This is a genomic window from Mycoplasmopsis alligatoris A21JP2 (assembly GCF_000178375.1).
Classification (GTDB): Bacteria; Bacillota_I; Bacilli_A; order Mycoplasmatales; family Metamycoplasmataceae; genus Mycoplasmopsis; species Mycoplasmopsis alligatoris.
In genome coordinates, this window is record NZ_ADNC01000027.1 from 19,054 (window position 1) to 36,028 (window position 16,975).

At 26.9% G+C, this 16,975-nt stretch carries 18 protein-coding genes; 4 read left to right on the plus strand and 14 right to left on the minus strand.

Annotated features, from left to right (window positions below):
• Window positions 1-238: 238 nt before the first annotated feature.
• The 3 genes from MALL_RS02725 to MALL_RS02735 all read right to left on the minus strand — a co-directional run bounded on the left by MALL_RS02725 (window position 239) and on the right by MALL_RS02735 (window position 3,655).
• Window positions 239-2,152 carry a DNA gyrase/topoisomerase IV subunit B gene (locus tag MALL_RS02725; protein ID WP_005683793.1) on the minus strand — a complete coding sequence of 638 codons (1,914 nt, stop codon included), beginning with the start codon at window positions 2,150-2,152 and terminating at the stop codon, window positions 239-241.
• 117 nt (window positions 2,153-2,269) lie between these two features.
• Complete coding sequence (locus MALL_RS02730) at window positions 2,270-2,710, minus strand: hypothetical protein (protein ID WP_005683715.1); 441 nt, start codon at window positions 2,708-2,710, stop codon at window positions 2,270-2,272.
• 84 nt (window positions 2,711-2,794) lie between these two features.
• Window positions 2,795-3,655 (minus strand): DegV family protein, encoded by an 861-nt coding sequence (locus MALL_RS02735; protein ID WP_005683953.1) that lies wholly within the window; start codon window positions 3,653-3,655, stop codon window positions 2,795-2,797.
• A gap of 132 nt (window positions 3,656-3,787) precedes the next feature.
• Between MALL_RS02735 and tapR the strand changes: the two genes are divergently transcribed.
• On the plus strand, window positions 3,788-4,378 hold the full coding sequence (tapR, locus tag MALL_RS02740) for a TyrS-associated PheT N-terminal domain-related protein TapR (RefSeq protein WP_005683920.1): 591 nt from the start codon (window positions 3,788-3,790) through the stop codon (window positions 4,376-4,378).
• A 7-nt stretch (window positions 4,379-4,385) separates the two neighbouring features.
• On the plus strand, window positions 4,386-5,618 hold the full coding sequence (gene tyrS, locus MALL_RS02745; protein ID WP_005683759.1) for a tyrosine--tRNA ligase: 1,233 nt from the start codon (window positions 4,386-4,388) through the stop codon (window positions 5,616-5,618).
• Between the two features lie 32 nt (window positions 5,619-5,650).
• Here the strand turns inward: tyrS and MALL_RS04290 are convergent, their stop codons facing one another.
• Window positions 5,651-6,133 (minus strand): coiled-coil domain-containing protein, encoded by a 483-nt coding sequence (locus MALL_RS04290; protein ID WP_005683834.1) that lies wholly within the window; start codon window positions 6,131-6,133, stop codon window positions 5,651-5,653.
• A gap of 204 nt (window positions 6,134-6,337) precedes the next feature.
• Between MALL_RS04290 and MALL_RS04445 the strand changes: the two genes are divergently transcribed.
• Window positions 6,338-6,493, plus strand: coding sequence for a hypothetical protein (locus tag MALL_RS04445; protein ID WP_005683909.1), 156 nt, complete (start codon window positions 6,338-6,340; stop codon window positions 6,491-6,493).
• Window positions 6,494-6,561: 68 nt separating this feature from the next.
• Here MALL_RS04445 and MALL_RS02755 read toward each other — a convergent pair whose 3' ends face one another.
• The 8 genes from MALL_RS02755 to tsaE all read right to left on the minus strand — a co-directional run bounded on the left by MALL_RS02755 (window position 6,562) and on the right by tsaE (window position 13,729).
• Window positions 6,562-7,026: a hypothetical protein gene (locus MALL_RS02755; RefSeq protein WP_005683956.1), complete on the minus strand. Its 465-nt coding sequence runs from the start codon at window positions 7,024-7,026 to the stop codon at window positions 6,562-6,564.
• A 56-nt stretch (window positions 7,027-7,082) separates the two neighbouring features.
• On the minus strand, window positions 7,083-8,696 hold the full coding sequence (locus MALL_RS02760; protein WP_005683832.1) for a CTP synthase: 1,614 nt from the start codon (window positions 8,694-8,696) through the stop codon (window positions 7,083-7,085).
• A gap of 71 nt (window positions 8,697-8,767) precedes the next feature.
• Window positions 8,768-9,955 (minus strand): elongation factor Tu, encoded by a 1,188-nt coding sequence (gene tuf, locus MALL_RS02765; RefSeq protein WP_005683895.1) that lies wholly within the window; start codon window positions 9,953-9,955, stop codon window positions 8,768-8,770.
• 198 nt (window positions 9,956-10,153) lie between these two features.
• Window positions 10,154-10,969, minus strand: a complete 816-nt coding sequence (locus MALL_RS02770; RefSeq protein ID WP_005683771.1) for a Cof-type HAD-IIB family hydrolase — start codon at window positions 10,967-10,969, stop codon at window positions 10,154-10,156.
• Between the two features lie 47 nt (window positions 10,970-11,016).
• Window positions 11,017-11,841, minus strand: a complete 825-nt coding sequence (locus MALL_RS02775; RefSeq protein ID WP_005683997.1) for an HAD-IIB family hydrolase — start codon at window positions 11,839-11,841, stop codon at window positions 11,017-11,019.
• Window positions 11,842-11,856: 15 nt separating this feature from the next.
• Window positions 11,857-12,786 (minus strand): tRNA (adenosine(37)-N6)-threonylcarbamoyltransferase complex transferase subunit TsaD, encoded by a 930-nt coding sequence (gene tsaD, locus MALL_RS02780; RefSeq protein ID WP_005683943.1) that lies wholly within the window; start codon window positions 12,784-12,786, stop codon window positions 11,857-11,859.
• Window positions 12,786-13,331 carry a tRNA (adenosine(37)-N6)-threonylcarbamoyltransferase complex dimerization subunit type 1 TsaB gene (tsaB, locus tag MALL_RS02785; protein WP_005683999.1) on the minus strand — a complete coding sequence of 182 codons (546 nt, stop codon included), beginning with the start codon at window positions 13,329-13,331 and terminating at the stop codon, window positions 12,786-12,788. The genes tsaD and tsaB overlap by 1 nt, the downstream gene beginning before the upstream one ends.
• Window positions 13,331-13,729: a tRNA (adenosine(37)-N6)-threonylcarbamoyltransferase complex ATPase subunit type 1 TsaE gene (gene tsaE, locus MALL_RS02790; RefSeq protein ID WP_156785634.1), complete on the minus strand. Its 399-nt coding sequence runs from the start codon at window positions 13,727-13,729 to the stop codon at window positions 13,331-13,333. The genes tsaB and tsaE overlap by 1 nt, the downstream gene beginning before the upstream one ends.
• 128 nt (window positions 13,730-13,857) lie before the next feature.
• Here tsaE and gpmI point away from each other — a divergent pair, with 128 nt between their 5' ends.
• A complete protein-coding gene (gpmI, locus tag MALL_RS02795) occupies window positions 13,858-15,363 on the plus strand; it encodes a 2,3-bisphosphoglycerate-independent phosphoglycerate mutase (protein ID WP_005683844.1) in 1,506 nt (501 codons plus the stop codon).
• 38 nt (window positions 15,364-15,401) lie between these two features.
• On the opposite strand, the gene MALL_RS02800 is transcribed toward gpmI, so the two are convergent.
• Window positions 15,402-15,806: a hypothetical protein gene (locus MALL_RS02800; protein WP_005683986.1), complete on the minus strand. Its 405-nt coding sequence runs from the start codon at window positions 15,804-15,806 to the stop codon at window positions 15,402-15,404.
• 37 nt (window positions 15,807-15,843) lie between these two features.
• Complete coding sequence (locus MALL_RS02805; RefSeq protein ID WP_005683889.1) at window positions 15,844-16,962, minus strand: DnaJ domain-containing protein; 1,119 nt, start codon at window positions 16,960-16,962, stop codon at window positions 15,844-15,846.
• Window positions 16,963-16,975: the final 13 nt, after the last annotated feature.

Sequence of the window (16,975 nt, forward strand, 5' to 3'; positions counted from 1 at the left end):
CAAGACCAGAAAATTACAAGAAATAAAATTTTTGCCTACTTATTTAAACTATTTTATAAAAATTAAATACTTAATCAAAAACATAATATATTCAAAAAATGTCAAACAAATTAACAATATATAAATTTATGCCAAAAATATTTCTATTTAGCGCTAAGGATTAACATGATTTAATTTGCCTATATTAAAAATATAATCACAAATAAATTAAAAATAGACATATTGTATGCCTATTTTTTTAAACAATATCAAAATTATCTTCATTTGAAAAATCTACATGTTTATCAATTCAGTTTTTTCTTAAAGATGCATTATTGCCCATTAAAGTACTTACTCTTCTTTCAGCAAGAGTAATATCTTCCATTGTTACTTTTATGATACTTCTTGTTGCAGGATTCATTGTTGTTTCTCACAATTGATCCGCATTCATTTCTCCTAAACCTTTATATCTTTGAATTTCTCAACTTCCTGGTTTAGATAAAATTTCTTTTAATTCACTTTCATCTCATGCATAATAAACTAAATTTTTTGCTTTATTAGAAGCTTTATATAATGGAGGTAAAGCAATGTATACTTTACCAGCTTCTATCAGAGGTTTCATGTATCTGTAAAGAAATGTTAATAATAAAATTTGAATATGTGCACCATCAGTATCAGCATCAGTCATAATTATTATTTTTCCATATTGTGCCTTAGACAAGTCAAATTCTTTTCCATATCCAGCACCAATAGAATTAATAATAGTTCCAATTTCAGTGTTTTTTAGAATGTCAATTAACTTAGATTTTTCAACATTTATAACTTTTCCACGAAGCGGTAAAATTGCTTGATATCTACGGTCACGACCACTTTTTGCACTTCCTCCAGCAGAATCTCCCTCAACTAAAAACAACTCTTTTTCTTCTGGTTTTTTAGATTGGGCTGGAGTTAATTTGTCAGATAAAATGGGTTTATCTTTTAAAATGGATTTAGTTTTTCTTAATTCTTGACGCTGTTTTTTTTCTTCATTTCTAATTTCGTATGCTCTTTTTATTTTATCTAAAACTTTTTTTGCCAATTGTTTATGTTCTATAATTCACATTTTTAAATGCTTAGTAACTAATTCTTCAACAACTCCTTTTGCATCTGGAGTTCCTAATTTATCTTTAGTTTGTCCAACAAATTCTAAAAGTTTTTCAGGTACTTTTAAAGACAAAATTACACTTAAGCCTTCGCGAATATCACTAGGTTCAAAAACATTTTTATTTTTTAAAACACCTTCTTCTATTCCAAAGTCATTAAAAACTTTTGTTAGCGCAGTTTTTAATCCAGTTTCATGAGTTCCACCATCTCTAGTTTTAACATTATTAACGAAACTTACTATTAATTCATTATATGAATCAGTATATTGGAATCCACAATCAACTTCAATACCTTTTCTACTATCATTAAACGTAATTGCCTGTGTTATAGCACTTTTACTATCATTTACAAATCCTAAAAAAGCTGCAATTCCATCTGAAAATCTAAATGTTTCACTTGTGCTTGTTGACTCATCATATAATTTTATTTCCAGATTAGAAATCAAAAAACAACTTTCTTTTAATCTCTCACTTATAACGTCATAATTAAGTTTAGCGCGTTTGAAAAAATCATAATCAGGTCAAAATTGTACCTTTGTACCAACTTTTTTTGATTTACCAACAACTTGAGTTTTTTTCAAAATTTTATCTTGACAAAACTCCGTTAAATACTCATTACCATCTCTATAAACAGTTACTACAACTTTTGTTGATAAAGCATTAACCACTGAAGAACCTACACCATGTAATCCACCGCTCGTTTTATAAGCGCCTTCATTAAATTTTCCTCCTGCATGTAATTCTGTAAAAACCAATTCAACTGCGCTACGCCCAGATTCGGTTTTTCCAACAGGAATACCACGACCATTATCTTCTATTGTAACTGAACCATCAATTCCTAATTTGACTGAAATCTTATTAGCAAATCCAGCTAAAGCTTCATCTATTGAATTATCAACTATTTCTCAAACTAAGTGGTGTAAACCATTAACATCAGTTGATCCTATATACATTCCTGGTCTTTTACGAACTGCTTCTAATCCTTTTAACTGTGTAATGTTTTTTGCTGTATAAGTATTGTTATTTGACATAATAAAAATATTATAAATTAAAAATATAATTGTTCTTAAATTTTGTATTTAGTTATTTTATAGGCAAATATGTAATTTTAAACAAAAAAGACACTTTTGTGTCTTTAATTTTTACTACTATCAAGAACTAATTGTAGGGTCTGCAAATGAATGTTTTTGCTTTTTAATATCTTGAATTAAACGTACCAAAACCGTTATTAAAGTAATAAATCCAGAAAAAATTAATAAATAACTTACAATCATTCACACATTTTGTGGTTTATATTCTCTTTGAAATACAAAAACAGTTATTGTAATTTTTAAAATTATATATATGAATATAAAAAAGAAAATAGCTCCTCACATGTCAACTAAAAAGTTACCTGCAAATTTAATTTTTTCTTCCTCCTCTTTTGTTAAGTTAGGATATTTCTCTTTTAAATCTGAAGTTCTATCAGCAAAAATCTCAAATGCGTATTTAAATGTAACGGCAATTGAAGTAATAATTAAAATGTAAATTAATAGTTTTAAAATTATTGCTGTAATAGTAACTCCTAGTTCAACTTTTAGTTTTTTCATGTTACCTTCCTTTTAAATTTATTATATTCTATATTGATAATATAATAATTATGAAAAAAAACGCTGCAAAAAACGTTTTTTTTATTATATTTTATCTAAACTTGTTAGTTTATAAGGTAAAACTATTGCAACACATGCTTCAGGACCAGTATGAATAGAAACTGCACTTGGAATATTTAAAACTTTTGGTGTTTGATTAAAAATTCTTGTAGTTTCTTCAACTATAGCATCAATTTCAGAATTTTTTGAATGTAAAAGTACAATTTCAAATTCAGAAACATTTTTGTTTTTTAACTCATCGTATTTTCCTTGTAAAACATTATAAAAAGTTTTTAAAAATGTTCTACCTTTTCCCTCTTTTAAAAGTTTTCCATCTTCGAATTTAATAATAGGAACTATTTTAAATAGTTTGGCCAAGGTGGCTGCTGCTGGTGATAATCTTCCACCTTTTACTAGAAAATCATTATATTTAGGAACTAAAGATATACTTTGGTTTTTAGACTCTTCAAGTTTTTTGAATAAAACATCAAAATCTTGACCTTCACTTAATTTTTTTTCAAATTCTAACAATTCATAAATAATCAACTGTGAAATATTGACTGATTGAACTATTTTTAACATCGGATAATCTTTTTCTAAAACTTTTAGTGCTTGATATTGTCCAGATAGATGCATACTGATTGGATAAATAACTATTGATTCGTATTCATCTTTTAACTTATCTAATAATTCTGCTACTAAACCTAGTTTTGTTGAGCTAGTTTTTGCTCTTTGTGATTCTGGGCCAAAAATATCAAATAAATTGCTTGAATTAATATCAATTCCATCGTCATATAATTTACCATCTATTTCAATATGGATAGGGATAAAAAATCAACCTAATTTTTCAACTTGACTCTTTGTTAAACCGCAAGAAGAGTCAACAATAATTGCTACTTTTTTCATGTTCTTATTATATTAAACATTAATTCAATTCAAAAAAGACTTTTTTTATTTTTTTAAAATGAATTGTGTGATGCAAAAAAGCAAAATATATAATAAATATGTTAAAAAAATACTTAGTGATATAATAGAAAAATGATAACACAACATACTTTAAAAAATAATTTTCCAAATACTTCAATTATTTCTATAGACGAATTAATTAGTACAGAATTAGAATTAAATTTTAATAAATTCACTGTATTTTGCGACAAAAATTTTAATGTTAAATCAGTAAATATTTTAAACTTAAGTGAATATGATTTTAATTTTGAAAAGCAATTTTCTGTTTTAAATAAAGAGCAAATAAAGGAATTAGAAAAACTTTTAAAAGTACATAATAAGGATTTTAATATAAAATCTAAAACCAAATTTAGCTATGGTAAAGTAATAAAAAGACAAAATCATCCTAAAAGTGAAAAACTTTTTGTTTTGCAAATACAACCAAATCCAAATTCAGATGAATCTATCCAAGTAGTAACTAACACATTAAATTCAACTGAAGGAAAAATTTTAGTTTTTGCTTATGAAGGGGCAAAAGTTCATAGCGGATTAATTATAAAAAACGGTGAAGTTGTAAATGTAAAAAGTTACGCAATGTTAAGTGGATATGAAACTCTTGGCCTAGAAGGAACTTCATTAATTTTTGGAGATGAATCTAACTGAGGAAAAGAATTTAATTTTTAGGAGAAAAATGAATATATTAGATGATTTAAAACAAAGAGGAATACTAAAACAAGTTTCTAATGAGCAAAAATTAAATTCGCTAGAAAAAAATTCAGGAGTTTATTCAGGATTTGATCCTACAGCAAAGTCACTTCATTTAGGAAACTATATAGTTATAATAAATTTACTTAGATTTAAAAAATTTGGTTTCAAACCTGTTGCGATTTTGGGTGGAACTACAGGAATGATAGGTGATCCATCTTTTAAAGATTCTGAAAGAGTTCTTTTGGACGAAAAAACAATTTTTGAAAATAAATTAAAAATTAAAGAACAATTGGAAAAATTTGGTTTAGAAGTTATTGACAACTATGATTTTTACAAAGATATGAATGTGATTGACTTTTTAAGAAATATTGGAAAACTAATAAATGTTTCCTACATGCTGGCAAAAGATTCAGTAGCTTCAAGAATAGAAAAAGGATTAAGTTTTACAGAATTTTCGTATCAATTAATACAAGGTTATGATTTCTACAAATTGTATAAGGATAATAATGTGTTTGTTCAATGTGGTGGTTCTGATCAATGAGGAAATTTAACTGCTGGTTTAGAAATTATTTCTAAAAATATAGGAGATTCAAATAAAGCAGTTGCTATTACATTTAACTTGCTAACTGATTCTGAAGGAAATAAATTTGGTAAATCAACAGGTGGTGGTAGTTTATGACTTGATAAAGAAATGAATTCTCCATATAATCTTTATCAATTTTTATATAATCAACCAGACTCTGAAGTTGAAAAACTTTTAAATCAATTAACTTTACTTGAAATCGATTATATAAAAAAAGTTATTAATGAACATTTAAAGAACACTCAAAAACGTTATGCTCAAGAAATATTAGCTTATCAAGTTGTTTCTGATATTCATTCAAAAAACGATGCTGAGCATGCTAAATTAACTTCTCAAATTATGTTTAATAAAACTTTTGACTTTACCAAAATATCCATAAACCAGCTAAATATGGTGAAAAACCAACTTAAAATTGTTGTTGTAAACAAAAATACAAATCTAATAGATGAACTTATTTCTAAAAAAATAATAAATTCTAAAAGAGAAGCAAGAGAGTTTATTTCAACTAAATCTTTAAAATGAAATATGACTCCTATAGATGAAGAATTCATAACAAAGTCAACACTTTTTGATGGCAAATATGCAATACTTCACAAAGGTAAAAAACAAATTTATTTAGTAGAAATTGCATAAAAAAGAAGATTTTGCATCTTCTTTTTTAATTATTATAAATAACTGGGAAACCCTACAAATTCTTTGACTTCTTTCATTTCGGTTTTTAAAATTTTAATGTCTTCTTTGACTTCTTTCATTTCAGCTTTTAAAATTTTAATGTCTTCTTTGACTTCTTTCATTTCAGTTTTTAAAACAGAAACATCTTGTTCTAATTTATCAAGCCTTGACATTGTTATTGAATGATTTTGTTGAACTGTTTTGCTTAAATCAAGAACTATTGTTACTAAATGATCAAATTTAGTATTTAAATTTTTTATTTCTGTTTTTAAATCATTAATATCTTTTGTTATTAATTCAAATTTAAGATCACACTCATTTTTTTTCATATCATCCTCTATCTTTTCTTGAATAATCTTTTCATAAATTATAACTTTATTTTTTTTGGTTTTTGTCATTGTTTTGATATTCATTTCTAAAATGGCATCTTTGTCAAATAATTCTTCTAATTTTTTTAGTATATCTATTAACTTCATATTTACCTCTTGATTTGTACTCATTCATTTATTACTTATTCTTGTAAAAAGGAATAAATAAGAACAAAATGTAAAATAGCAAGCAAAATAATAAAAAAATTAAAATTAAATAACCCAACAAGTATCAATATAAACAGTTCTAAACTTGAAAAAGAAAAGAATAAATTTTTAGACTGTATTAAAGATCCCGAAAATTTATTAGATATGTCTGGTAATGTAAATACTATTTTTGATAGACACATTTTTACATATAATGCAAATGGCGATTTAACAATATTAAACAAAAAGAAGTACAACAAATTAACTACACACGATGTAGAAGAAATTGAAAAGTATTCAAAAATAAAAAAAGGTTTCTAACCGAAAAACGCATTGATTAAATTCAGAAACGTAATAAAGAAATAAAAAATAGAGCTTAGTAAAAAGTTCTATTTTTTAATTAAATTTCTTCTTTTGTTTTCTTTAACAAATAGAAACATCATTAAGCTAAACCCTACTATATAAAATAAACCAGTTAACAAAAAATATGATTGAGTTAAATCCGGTTTTGATTTAGCATCTGTTATTTCAAAAATGACACTAAAGGCTATTAATCATGCTAACATTGTTACAAATATTACAATATATATTATGTTAAATAGTCTTAATTTTTTGTAAGCTAAACTTCTTCAAATAAATAATACAAAAGCCACAAGTCAAAAGATATTAATTGCCAATACTTCACTTATTGATGTAACAAAAGCAATATTTACAACAAATCTAATTAATAAATAAACAAATAAAACACTAAGTACTACAACATTAAGCAACAATGCTGGAATTAAGCATTTTTCTTTCTTAGATTCTTGTTTAAAAGTTTGCAATTTGTTTTTAATTTTTTCATTAAAAGTCATTTTATTCTCCTTTGCTTGTTAGTAAAATAATATTACATTAAAAATGTATTTTTTTTCTATTTTTTATCAATTGATGCTTTAACAAATGCAGAAAAAAGTGGATGTGGTTCTAGTATTGTTGTGTTAAATTCAGGGTGATACTGAACCCCTAAATAAAACTTTTGATTCTTCACTTCACAAGTTTCGGCAAGTCCTTCATTAGTACTATATCCAGTAAAAATAAAATCATTTTTTTCTAATTGTTTAACATATTTTTTAGTTACTTCATAACGGTGTCTATGTCTTTCAGAAACTATTGGTTTTTTGTAAATTTTATAAATTAAAGTATCTTTTAAAAAAGCTGAATCACTTGCACCAAGTCTTAATGTTCCACCTCAATCAGCATCTTTATTTTTACCTGGTAAAATATCAAGAACTGCTGTTTCTTTTTTATGATTTTCTATAAATTCTGCACTATTAGCATTTTTGATTCCGCACTCACGAGCTTGTGCAACAACCATTGCTTGAAATCCTAAACAAACTCCAAATGTAGGAATTTTTTTTGCCTTGGTATAGGCAGCTACACGTACTTTCCCTTCAAAACCTCTTGCACCAAACCCTGGTAAAATCATTACTGAATCATAAGGTTTTAAAACTTTTTCTATGTTTTCATCAGTTATATAATCAGCATTTATAACTTTGTAGGTTAGTCTAACAGAATTATGAATTGAAGCTATTTTTAAAGATTCGATTATTGATAAATAAGCGTCTTCTAAATCAGTATATTTTCCCACAAGCGCAACATTTAATTCATGCTCTTTTTCACTTTCTACTTTTTGCACAAACGATCTTCAAGGTGAAAGATTTTTTTCAAAATTATCTGCTTCTTGAATTTTAAAATAAGAAAAAACAGATTTTAAAATGTTTTGTTCAAGTAAAAATAAAGGTATTTTATAAATATTAGCTAAGTCTGGAACTGAAATAATTTTTGATGAATCAATAAATGAAGAAGTTGCAATTTTATTAATTAATGATTTTTGTAAATCACCTTGGCTTCTTAAAAGTAAAACATCCGGATTTAAACCAAAACCTCTTAAAGTTGATAATGATACTTGTGTTGGTTTCGACTTATATTCCTTTGAACTAGCTAAATATGGAACGAATGTTACATAAAATAACATTGAATTTTTTCTATATAAATTGAAAAATTTAGCAAGCGCATAAATGAATGGATTAGACTCTATATCTCCAACAGTACCACCAATTTCAACAATCATAAAGTCTGGTTTTTTAGTTTTAGCGCTATCTAAAATTATTGAAATTATTTCATCAGTTACATGAGGAACAACTTGAACAGTTTTTCCTTGATAATCACCGTTTCTTTCTTTAGTTAAGATCTTTTGGTAAATTTTACCAGATGTGTAGTTACTACTTTTATTTAACCTTACTCCTATAAAACGTTCATAGTGCCCTAGGTCTAAATCGGTTTCTCCACCATCTTCTGTAACATAAACTTCTCCATGTTCATTTGGCGACATAACTCCTGGATCTATATTAAGATAAGGATCTAGTTTTAAAACAAATACACTATGTCCATTAGCTTTTAATAAATTACCTAAACTTGCAGCGGTAATACCTTTTCCTAATCCAGAAATTGTTCCACCTGTTATAAATAAAAATTTTGTTTTCATTTTTTTTCCTTTTCTACTTAAATTAATAAAATACATTGCCAAAAAAATAGCAATGTATTCTAATACATAAATTATTTAATAATTTTTGTTACTGAACCAGCACCAACTGTACGTCCACCTTCACGAATAGAGAATTTTGTCCCTGCTTCTACGGCGATTGGAGCGATTAATTTAACTTTTAAGTTAACGTTTTCTCCTGGCATAACCATTTCACGTCCTGCTTTAAATTCAACTCCACCAGTAACGTCTGTTGTACGGAAGTAAAATTGTGGTTTATAGTTCTTTAAGAATGGTGTATGACGTCCACCTTCTTCTTTTTTAAGTACATAAATTGCAGCTTCAAATTCTGTATGAGGAATAATTGAACCTGGTTTAGCTAAAACTTGTCCACGTTCGATATCTTCACGGCTAACTCCACGAAGTAATAATCCTGCGTTGTCTCCAGCTAAAGCTTCTTTTAAGTTTTTACGGAACATTTCAATTCCTGTTACAACTGTTTTTTTAGTTGCGTGTAATCCAACAATTTCAACTTCTTCGTTGATTTGTAATCTTCCACGTTCAACACGTCCTGTTGCTACAGTTCCACGTCCTGTAATTGTGAAAACGTCTTCAACTGCCATTAAGAATGGTTTGTCAAATTCTTTTTCTGGTGTTAAAATGTATGAATCAACAGCATCCATTAATTCCATAATTTTGTCTTCATATTCTGCTTTACCTTGTAATGCTTGTAAAGCTGATCCACGAATAACTGGTGCATTGTCTCCATCAAATCCGTATTCTGATAATAATCCACGGATTTCCATTTCAACAAGTTCGATCATTTCTTCTTCACCTTCTAACATATCGCATTTGTTTAAGAAAACAACGATACGAGGAACTCCAACTTGTTTAGATAAAAGAATGTGTTCACGAGTTTGAGGCATAGGTCCATCTGTTGCAGCAACAACTAAGATTGCTCCATCCATTTGGGCTGCCCCTGTAATCATATTTTTAACGTAGTCAGCGTGACCTGGACAGTCAACGTGTGCATAGTGACGTTTTTCTGTTTGATATTCAACGTGTGATGTATTAATTGTAATTCCACGTGCTTTTTCTTCTGGTGCATTATCAATAGAAGCGTAATCACGAGCTTCTGATAATCCTTTTTTTGATAAAACTGTAGCAATAGCTGCTGTTAATGTTGTTTTACCGTGGTCAACGTGACCAATTGTACCAACATTAACGTGTTCTTTACTACGGTCAAAATCTACTTTTGCCATATTTAATATTTCCTTTCAAAATTTAATTGTATTTTAGCGCTAAAACCAACCTAAAGTCTAGCCTTCCAACTAGATCCTATCCAAAATAACGCCACATAAAATTGTTTATATTATATATTAATTTATTTTTTTAGTTTTAATATATTTGCACAATTAATTTTCATGCCTAAGCACTAAAAAAATAATGTAGATATTATACTACTTTAAGTGATTTTCTAAAAACCTTGCAACACCTGCGTTTAAAAATTCTATATCAGTATTTATATCCGCAATAGCTTTTAGTTCAGGAACTGAATTTCCTAATGCAACCAAGCAACCTATTTTATCTTTTGGTGATGCATCATTTAACGAATCTCCAATGTGCATAGCGTCTTTAGGATCAATGCCTAGGTATTTGCATACTCTTAATTCAGCATGTCCTTTAGTAACATTTGGTGCAGTAATTTCTATAAATTCATTGTATTTTCCACTTATACAAACAGTTAGTTTACCTTCATATTTTTTTGTTCATTTATCAAAAATACGGTTTAATTTTTTCTTAGAAGGACATCATAAAAGTAATTTAAATGTTTCAATTCCACCTTTATAATCTTTATAAGTTTTTGCATTGTATTTAGCAAATTTCATGATTAACTTATAAAAAACATTACTTGCAAAAGCTAAATTTTTAGCATCAGAATTTATTATTACTGTTATCTTTTCATCAAAAATATCTCTAAAAATTTCATCAACCGTTTCTTGATTAATTGCTGTTTTAGCAACTATTTGTCCATCTCAAACAATTTGTGCTCCGTTTCAAGCAATATATCTATTTTGACCAATACTTGAAACTATTTTATCAGTTACTGAATTTACTCCACGTCCTGTTGAAATAACTACTGGAATTTTTTTGTTCAATTCAATTAAATAATCTCTATTTTTTTGACTTATTTCTCTAATGTGTTTTTCTCTTATGTCAAGAAGCGTTCCATCTAAATCTAAGAAAATAATTTTTGGTATAAACGAATTTTTCATACATAAATTATAAAGTACAAATTATTTTAAAATAAAAAAAGTTTCACTTAAGAAACTGTTCTTTTTAGAATTGCTTCAATTATTTGAGCAACTCCTCCTTTTTTGTATTTTGGGCCTACATAATCAGCTATTTTTTTAAACTTTTTATCTGAGTTTTTCATCGCAATTGTTTTACCCATAACTCCAATGGTAGCAGCATCTGACATAGAATCACCAATGTGAATTGTGTCTTTTATATCAATATTTAACTTGTTACATATGAACTCATTAGCAGTCGCTTTATTAACTGAAATATCTGTTATTTCTAAAACTCAATTACCATTAGCAGTATATTTGTTAATATTTGTTAAGTTTTTTTCAACTTTTTTTAACAACTTTTTCATTAAAAATGGTCAAGATAAATAAGCAATTTTTGCAACATTTTGTGAGTTTAAAAATTTAGAGTTTTTATAGTGCTCAACATGTAGTCTTTTATGAAAAAACATGTTAGCTATTTTTTCATGAAATTTATTATAAACAATTAAATGTTCTTTATCCTCAGTAAAAATAACAAAAGGAACTTTATTAGCTATAGCAAAATCTTTTAAATCTTTTAAAGTAATTTGATTAATGTAATTACTTTTTATTAAAATATCGTTTTCATAAATATGAGCTCCAGATGAACAAATTGTAAATTCACTATTTAATTCTTTAGTTATTTTTTCAACTTTATGATCGTTAAAACTTCTTCCAGTCGAAACTACTAAATGAGAATATTTTTTAATTTTGTTTATAGCTTCCATATTTTTTTTGCTAACTAAAATAGAACTTTTTGAGTCAATCAAAGTTCCATCTAAATCTATAAAAAATATTTTTGGCCCGGTATATTTCATTTTTTTCCATTCATTTTATTTACTAACCAATTTTAAATAAGCACATTGTGTAATCATTGCACCATTATCAGTGGCATATTTAAGTTCAGGTATTATAGTGTTTTTAAATAATTTTACAAATTCACTTCTTAAATAAGTGTTGGCACTTACTCCTCCACCTAAAATTAAAGTTTCTATATTATGCTTGTTTATAGCTATTTTAGTTTTGTTTATCAAGTAATCAACTGCAGTTTTTTGAAAACTTGCTGCTACTTGTTCTTTATTAATTTCAATATTTTTTTGAGTATTATTATTTACATAGTTTAAAACTTGACTCTTTAACCCACTAAATGAAAAATCTAGTTCGTTTTGAGTATGAGGTTGAGTGAATTTTATATATTTCCCTTGATAGTTTTCAAAAATTTTATCAATTATAGGTCCGCCTGGAAAACCTAGCTTAGTTCTAGAAGATACTTTATCAAAAACTTCTCCAACTGCATCATCTAATGTTTCTCCTAATATCTCTATTTCATAGACATTTTTGGCTAAAAGTAATTGTGTATGTCCACCTGAAACTAGTAAACATAGAGCAGGGAATTTTACTTTATTGTTAATTGTCGCAGAAAATAGGTGTCCTTCTAAATGGTCAACAGGGACAAGAGGTTTATTTAATGCAATTGATAAAGCACTCGCAAATAAAAAACCTATTTGTAAAGCACCTATTAAACCTGGCTTTTCGGTAAAAGCAATATAATCTAATTTTGATAAATTATATTTTTTATTAAATTTATCAAAAATAATTGCAATATTATTAACATGCTCTCTTGATGCTAATTCCGGTACAGTTCCCCCGAATTTTTTAAAAATTTCAATTTGAGAAATGCTTATCATTTCTAAAATTTTGCCGTCTTCTAAAAGCGCAAAAGAAGTATCGTCATGGCTAGATTCTATTCCTAAAATCAACATTATTTAATACCTCCTAGTTGCGGTTTTTTTATATATAAAGGTTGTATTTTTAGCAAATCATTTGCTTCTATTTTTTTAAAAACTTTTAAGTATTTGGCTCAATCATTTTCTACTTTTATATAATCAACTTTCATTACTTCTAAGTTTGAATCACTAAGAACATTTATAGTTTTTTTAGTTTTATCATAGTAATAAATTGCATTTCCTTGAGCGTCTAAAGTTAAATAATTTTCTTCTTTTTGTAATTCTAAAATATCAAATGAATTGCATACATAAATTGGCTTGTTAAACACCATTGCAAAAGTTCTTAAAAAAACTAATGATGATCTTATCCCGGTAAAAAAACCTGGTCCAATATTTGTGTAATATTCCTCTATTAATGCAGGAATTAAGTTATTTTTTTCTAATAATTCTTTATAAGAGTCAACGATTAAATTGACTTTTTTCTTATATCCAAAATAACAAATTTTGTCAACTATTTCATTATTATTGTTTATTAAAAATAAAATAAAATCCTCAGAAGCTGTATCTAAAAACACTTTCATTATTTAACCTCTACAATCTTATATACGTGTAAATCATCTTTTAAAGTTACATTCATTTTGATAAAATTTTTGAAATTATAATTAGATAAATTTGCTCATTCAATAGCTACAATATTATCTTCAAAAAAGTCTTCAAATTCCTCTAAATCACCTTTATAACTATATAAATCAATATGAACAAGTCCTTCATAATTTTTCATATAGTTAAAACTTGGTGAATTTATATTTTCTTTTATACCTATAAGTAAGCCTAATTCTTTAACTAGCGCAGTTTTTCCAGCACCTAAATCACCATTCATAAGTAAAAATTGATGTTTTTTAATTACAGGTAAAAATTGCTTTGCAAAAAGCTTTAGTTCATCTAAATTTTTACATACAATTTCTTGATTTTTTAACATATTTGTAATTATATATTTATTTAAAAATAAAATAATTAAATATATTTCCATATTGTTTTTTTGCTCAAAATTATTTTAAAAAATTATTGTTTATAATTATCGTTAATAGTAAAACTAAAGGAGAAATTATGAAAAAAGTAGTTTTAATAGTTATTGACGGATTAGGGTTAAGAAAAGAAAAACAAGGTAATGGTTTTGCATTAGCACAAACACCTACCTTTAACGAACTTTTTAGCAAATATCCAAATTCAATTATTCAAGCCTCAGGTCAATACGTTGGATTACCTGAAGGACAAATGGGAAACTCTGAAGTAGGACACTTAAATATAGGTGCTGGAACTATTGTTTATACAGGTTTATCATTAATCAAAAAAGCTCTTGAAGATGGTAGTTATGCAAAAAATGAAGCATTCTTAAAAGCCTTTGAACATGCTAAAAAAGAAAATTCAACACTACATTTAATGGGTCTATTAAGTCCAGGTGGAGTGCACTCATTAGAAGATCACTTATTTGCACTTTTGGATGCAGCATCAAATTTTGGACTTAAAAAAGTTTCGGTTCATGTATTTGGAGATGGTAGAGATGTTGCTCCTAAATCTATTAAAGAATCAATGGAAAAATTAGAAGCATTAACAAATAAATATGGATTTAAAATAGCTTCAGTTGGTGGTCGTTTCTATGCAATGGATAGAGATAAAATGTTTGATAGAGTTGAAAAAAATTATGATGCTATTTTAGGATTTAGTGACAAAAAATATTCTAGTGCTGTCGAATACGTAAATGAACAATATGCAAACAATGTTACTGATGAATTTTTTGAACCAGCAATTAATGCTACATGTTCAAAAGAATATTTTGTAAAAGATAAAGATGCAATTATTTTCTTTAACTTTAGACCTGATAGAGCGAGACAATTAAGTCACTTATTCATAAGTTCAAATTTATATGACTTTAAACCAAAACATCAAGTTAAAATTCCAGTTTTTGTTTCAATGATGAAATACGAAGGAATGAATACAATAGTTGCTTTTGATGAGATGAAAATTACTCATCCAATTGGAAAAGTATTGGAATTAGCTAACAAAAAACAACTAAGAGTAGCCGAAACTCAAAAATATGCACACGTTACATTTTTTATGGACGGTGGAAATGATGTTGAGTATAAAAATTCAAAAAGAATAATGGTTGATTCATTAAAGGTTGAATCTTATGCAACTGCTCCACAAATGTCTGCAAAAGGAATAACAGATGAATTAATTAAAAATGCTCTTGATTTTGATGTAACAATTATGAATTATGCAAATCCAGATATGGTTGGGCACACTGGTGATCTAAAAGCAACAATTCAAGCAGTTACTTACTTAGACGAACAAATAAAAAGAGTAGTTGAATGAGCTAATAAAAATGACGTAACTGTCTTTATTACAGCCGATCATGGAAATGCAGAAATTACTGAAGATGAAAAAGGTAATCCAGCAACAAAACATACATCTAGTCCAGTTATGTTAATATGTACAGATAAAAACGTTAAATTAAAAGATGGAAAACTAGCAAATATTGCTCCAACCGTTTTAGATTATATTGGAGTTAAAAAACCTACACAAATGAACGAAGATTCTCTTTTAGTAAAATAATAAAATTAAAAACACAAGTTTTAAAAACCTGTGTTTTTTTATAAAGCTTTTTTTGAATTGTTTGAACTAATAACTATTAATCAAATCAACGAGACTATTCATAATAGTGGAAAAATTACTCCAATAGTATATTTTACAGCGTCAATTTTTACACCTAAAGTTACTACTGGAACAACTAAAGGTCCGATAAGAGAAATTAATATGAGAATCGCCAAAATAGGCTGTTTTACTCTAAAACAATAAACTACAAATTGTATAAAAAATACAATTAATATTATTCCTAAAATTAGTAATATAAGTCCTGTAACTATTTGAAAAATTAAATTTGAAAATTCTTCTTTGTAATTAATTTGAAATATATTAGCAACATTATTTCAAATTGTCAAAACAATAGACAATATTAAAATAAAAATGGCTCTGTTTCTAACTCTTAAATGATTCATTCATTCTCCTTTTTTTACATAACTAAATAATACAATATTATTTTTCTTTTAAAACTTGATTTACATATGTAGTATTTGTTGTATCTTTTATAGAATGTGAAGAACTTAAAATTTTATTAATATCACTATTTGATAAAGTAGGAGGAATAATAATTCTAAGTTTTAATTTTAAATCACCAGATGTTCTAGTTCCTTTAACACCTTTTCCAATAAGTTTGATTACCATTGTATCCATGTAAGATCTTTTTAATTTGATTTTTTCTAATCCTGAAGGAGTTGGTACATTTACAACATTTTCACTTAGTACATCTAAAAATGAAACTGGAAAATCTAAATATACATCATTTCTATCACGAGTGTAATATTTATGCTCTTTTACAATGATTTTTATGTATAAATCACCAACTGCATTCCCTTGCCCTGGCCCACCAAAACCTGTTAACTTTAAACTTGTTCCAGTAACTACACCAGCTGGAATAGTAACAGACATTTTCTTAATTGATTTAATGAATTTTTTACCATCACAAGATTTACATTTTTTAGTAACTTTTTTTCCTGAACCATTACATTTTTTACATGTTTCACGACTTTGAGCATCACCAAAAAATGTTCTTCTTATATAGTATGTTGATCCTTTTCCATTACAATCTGAACAAGTTGAAAAGTCAGCACTTGATTCAGCACCTGAACCACCACAATGTAAGCAAAGCTCGTATTTTTCAAAATTATCTTTATAAACTGTTCCATTAACTGAGTCAATAAAGGTAATTATTTTAGTCATTTGATAATCTTGTCCAACATCTCTTTGTGATGAAAAACCTGATGATTCTGAACTACCACCAAAGTTAAAAATGTCTTGGAAAAAATCACTAAATCCTCCAGAAAATCCTTCAAAAGGATTACCTGAAAAGCCTTGCCCAGCATTTGCAGAATTGTAATTTTCAGATGAACCATATTTATCATAGTGACTTCTTTTTGTTTCGTCTGAAAGAACTTCATAAGCTTCATTTATTTCTCTCATTTTTTCATCACTGGTTCCATCTTTGACTTTATCAGGGTGATATTGCATAGCTAATTTTCTATATGCACTTTTAATTGTTTTTGTATCGGCTTTTTTGTCGACACCTAAAATTTCATAATAAGTTTTCTTGCTCATAATAAATATATTT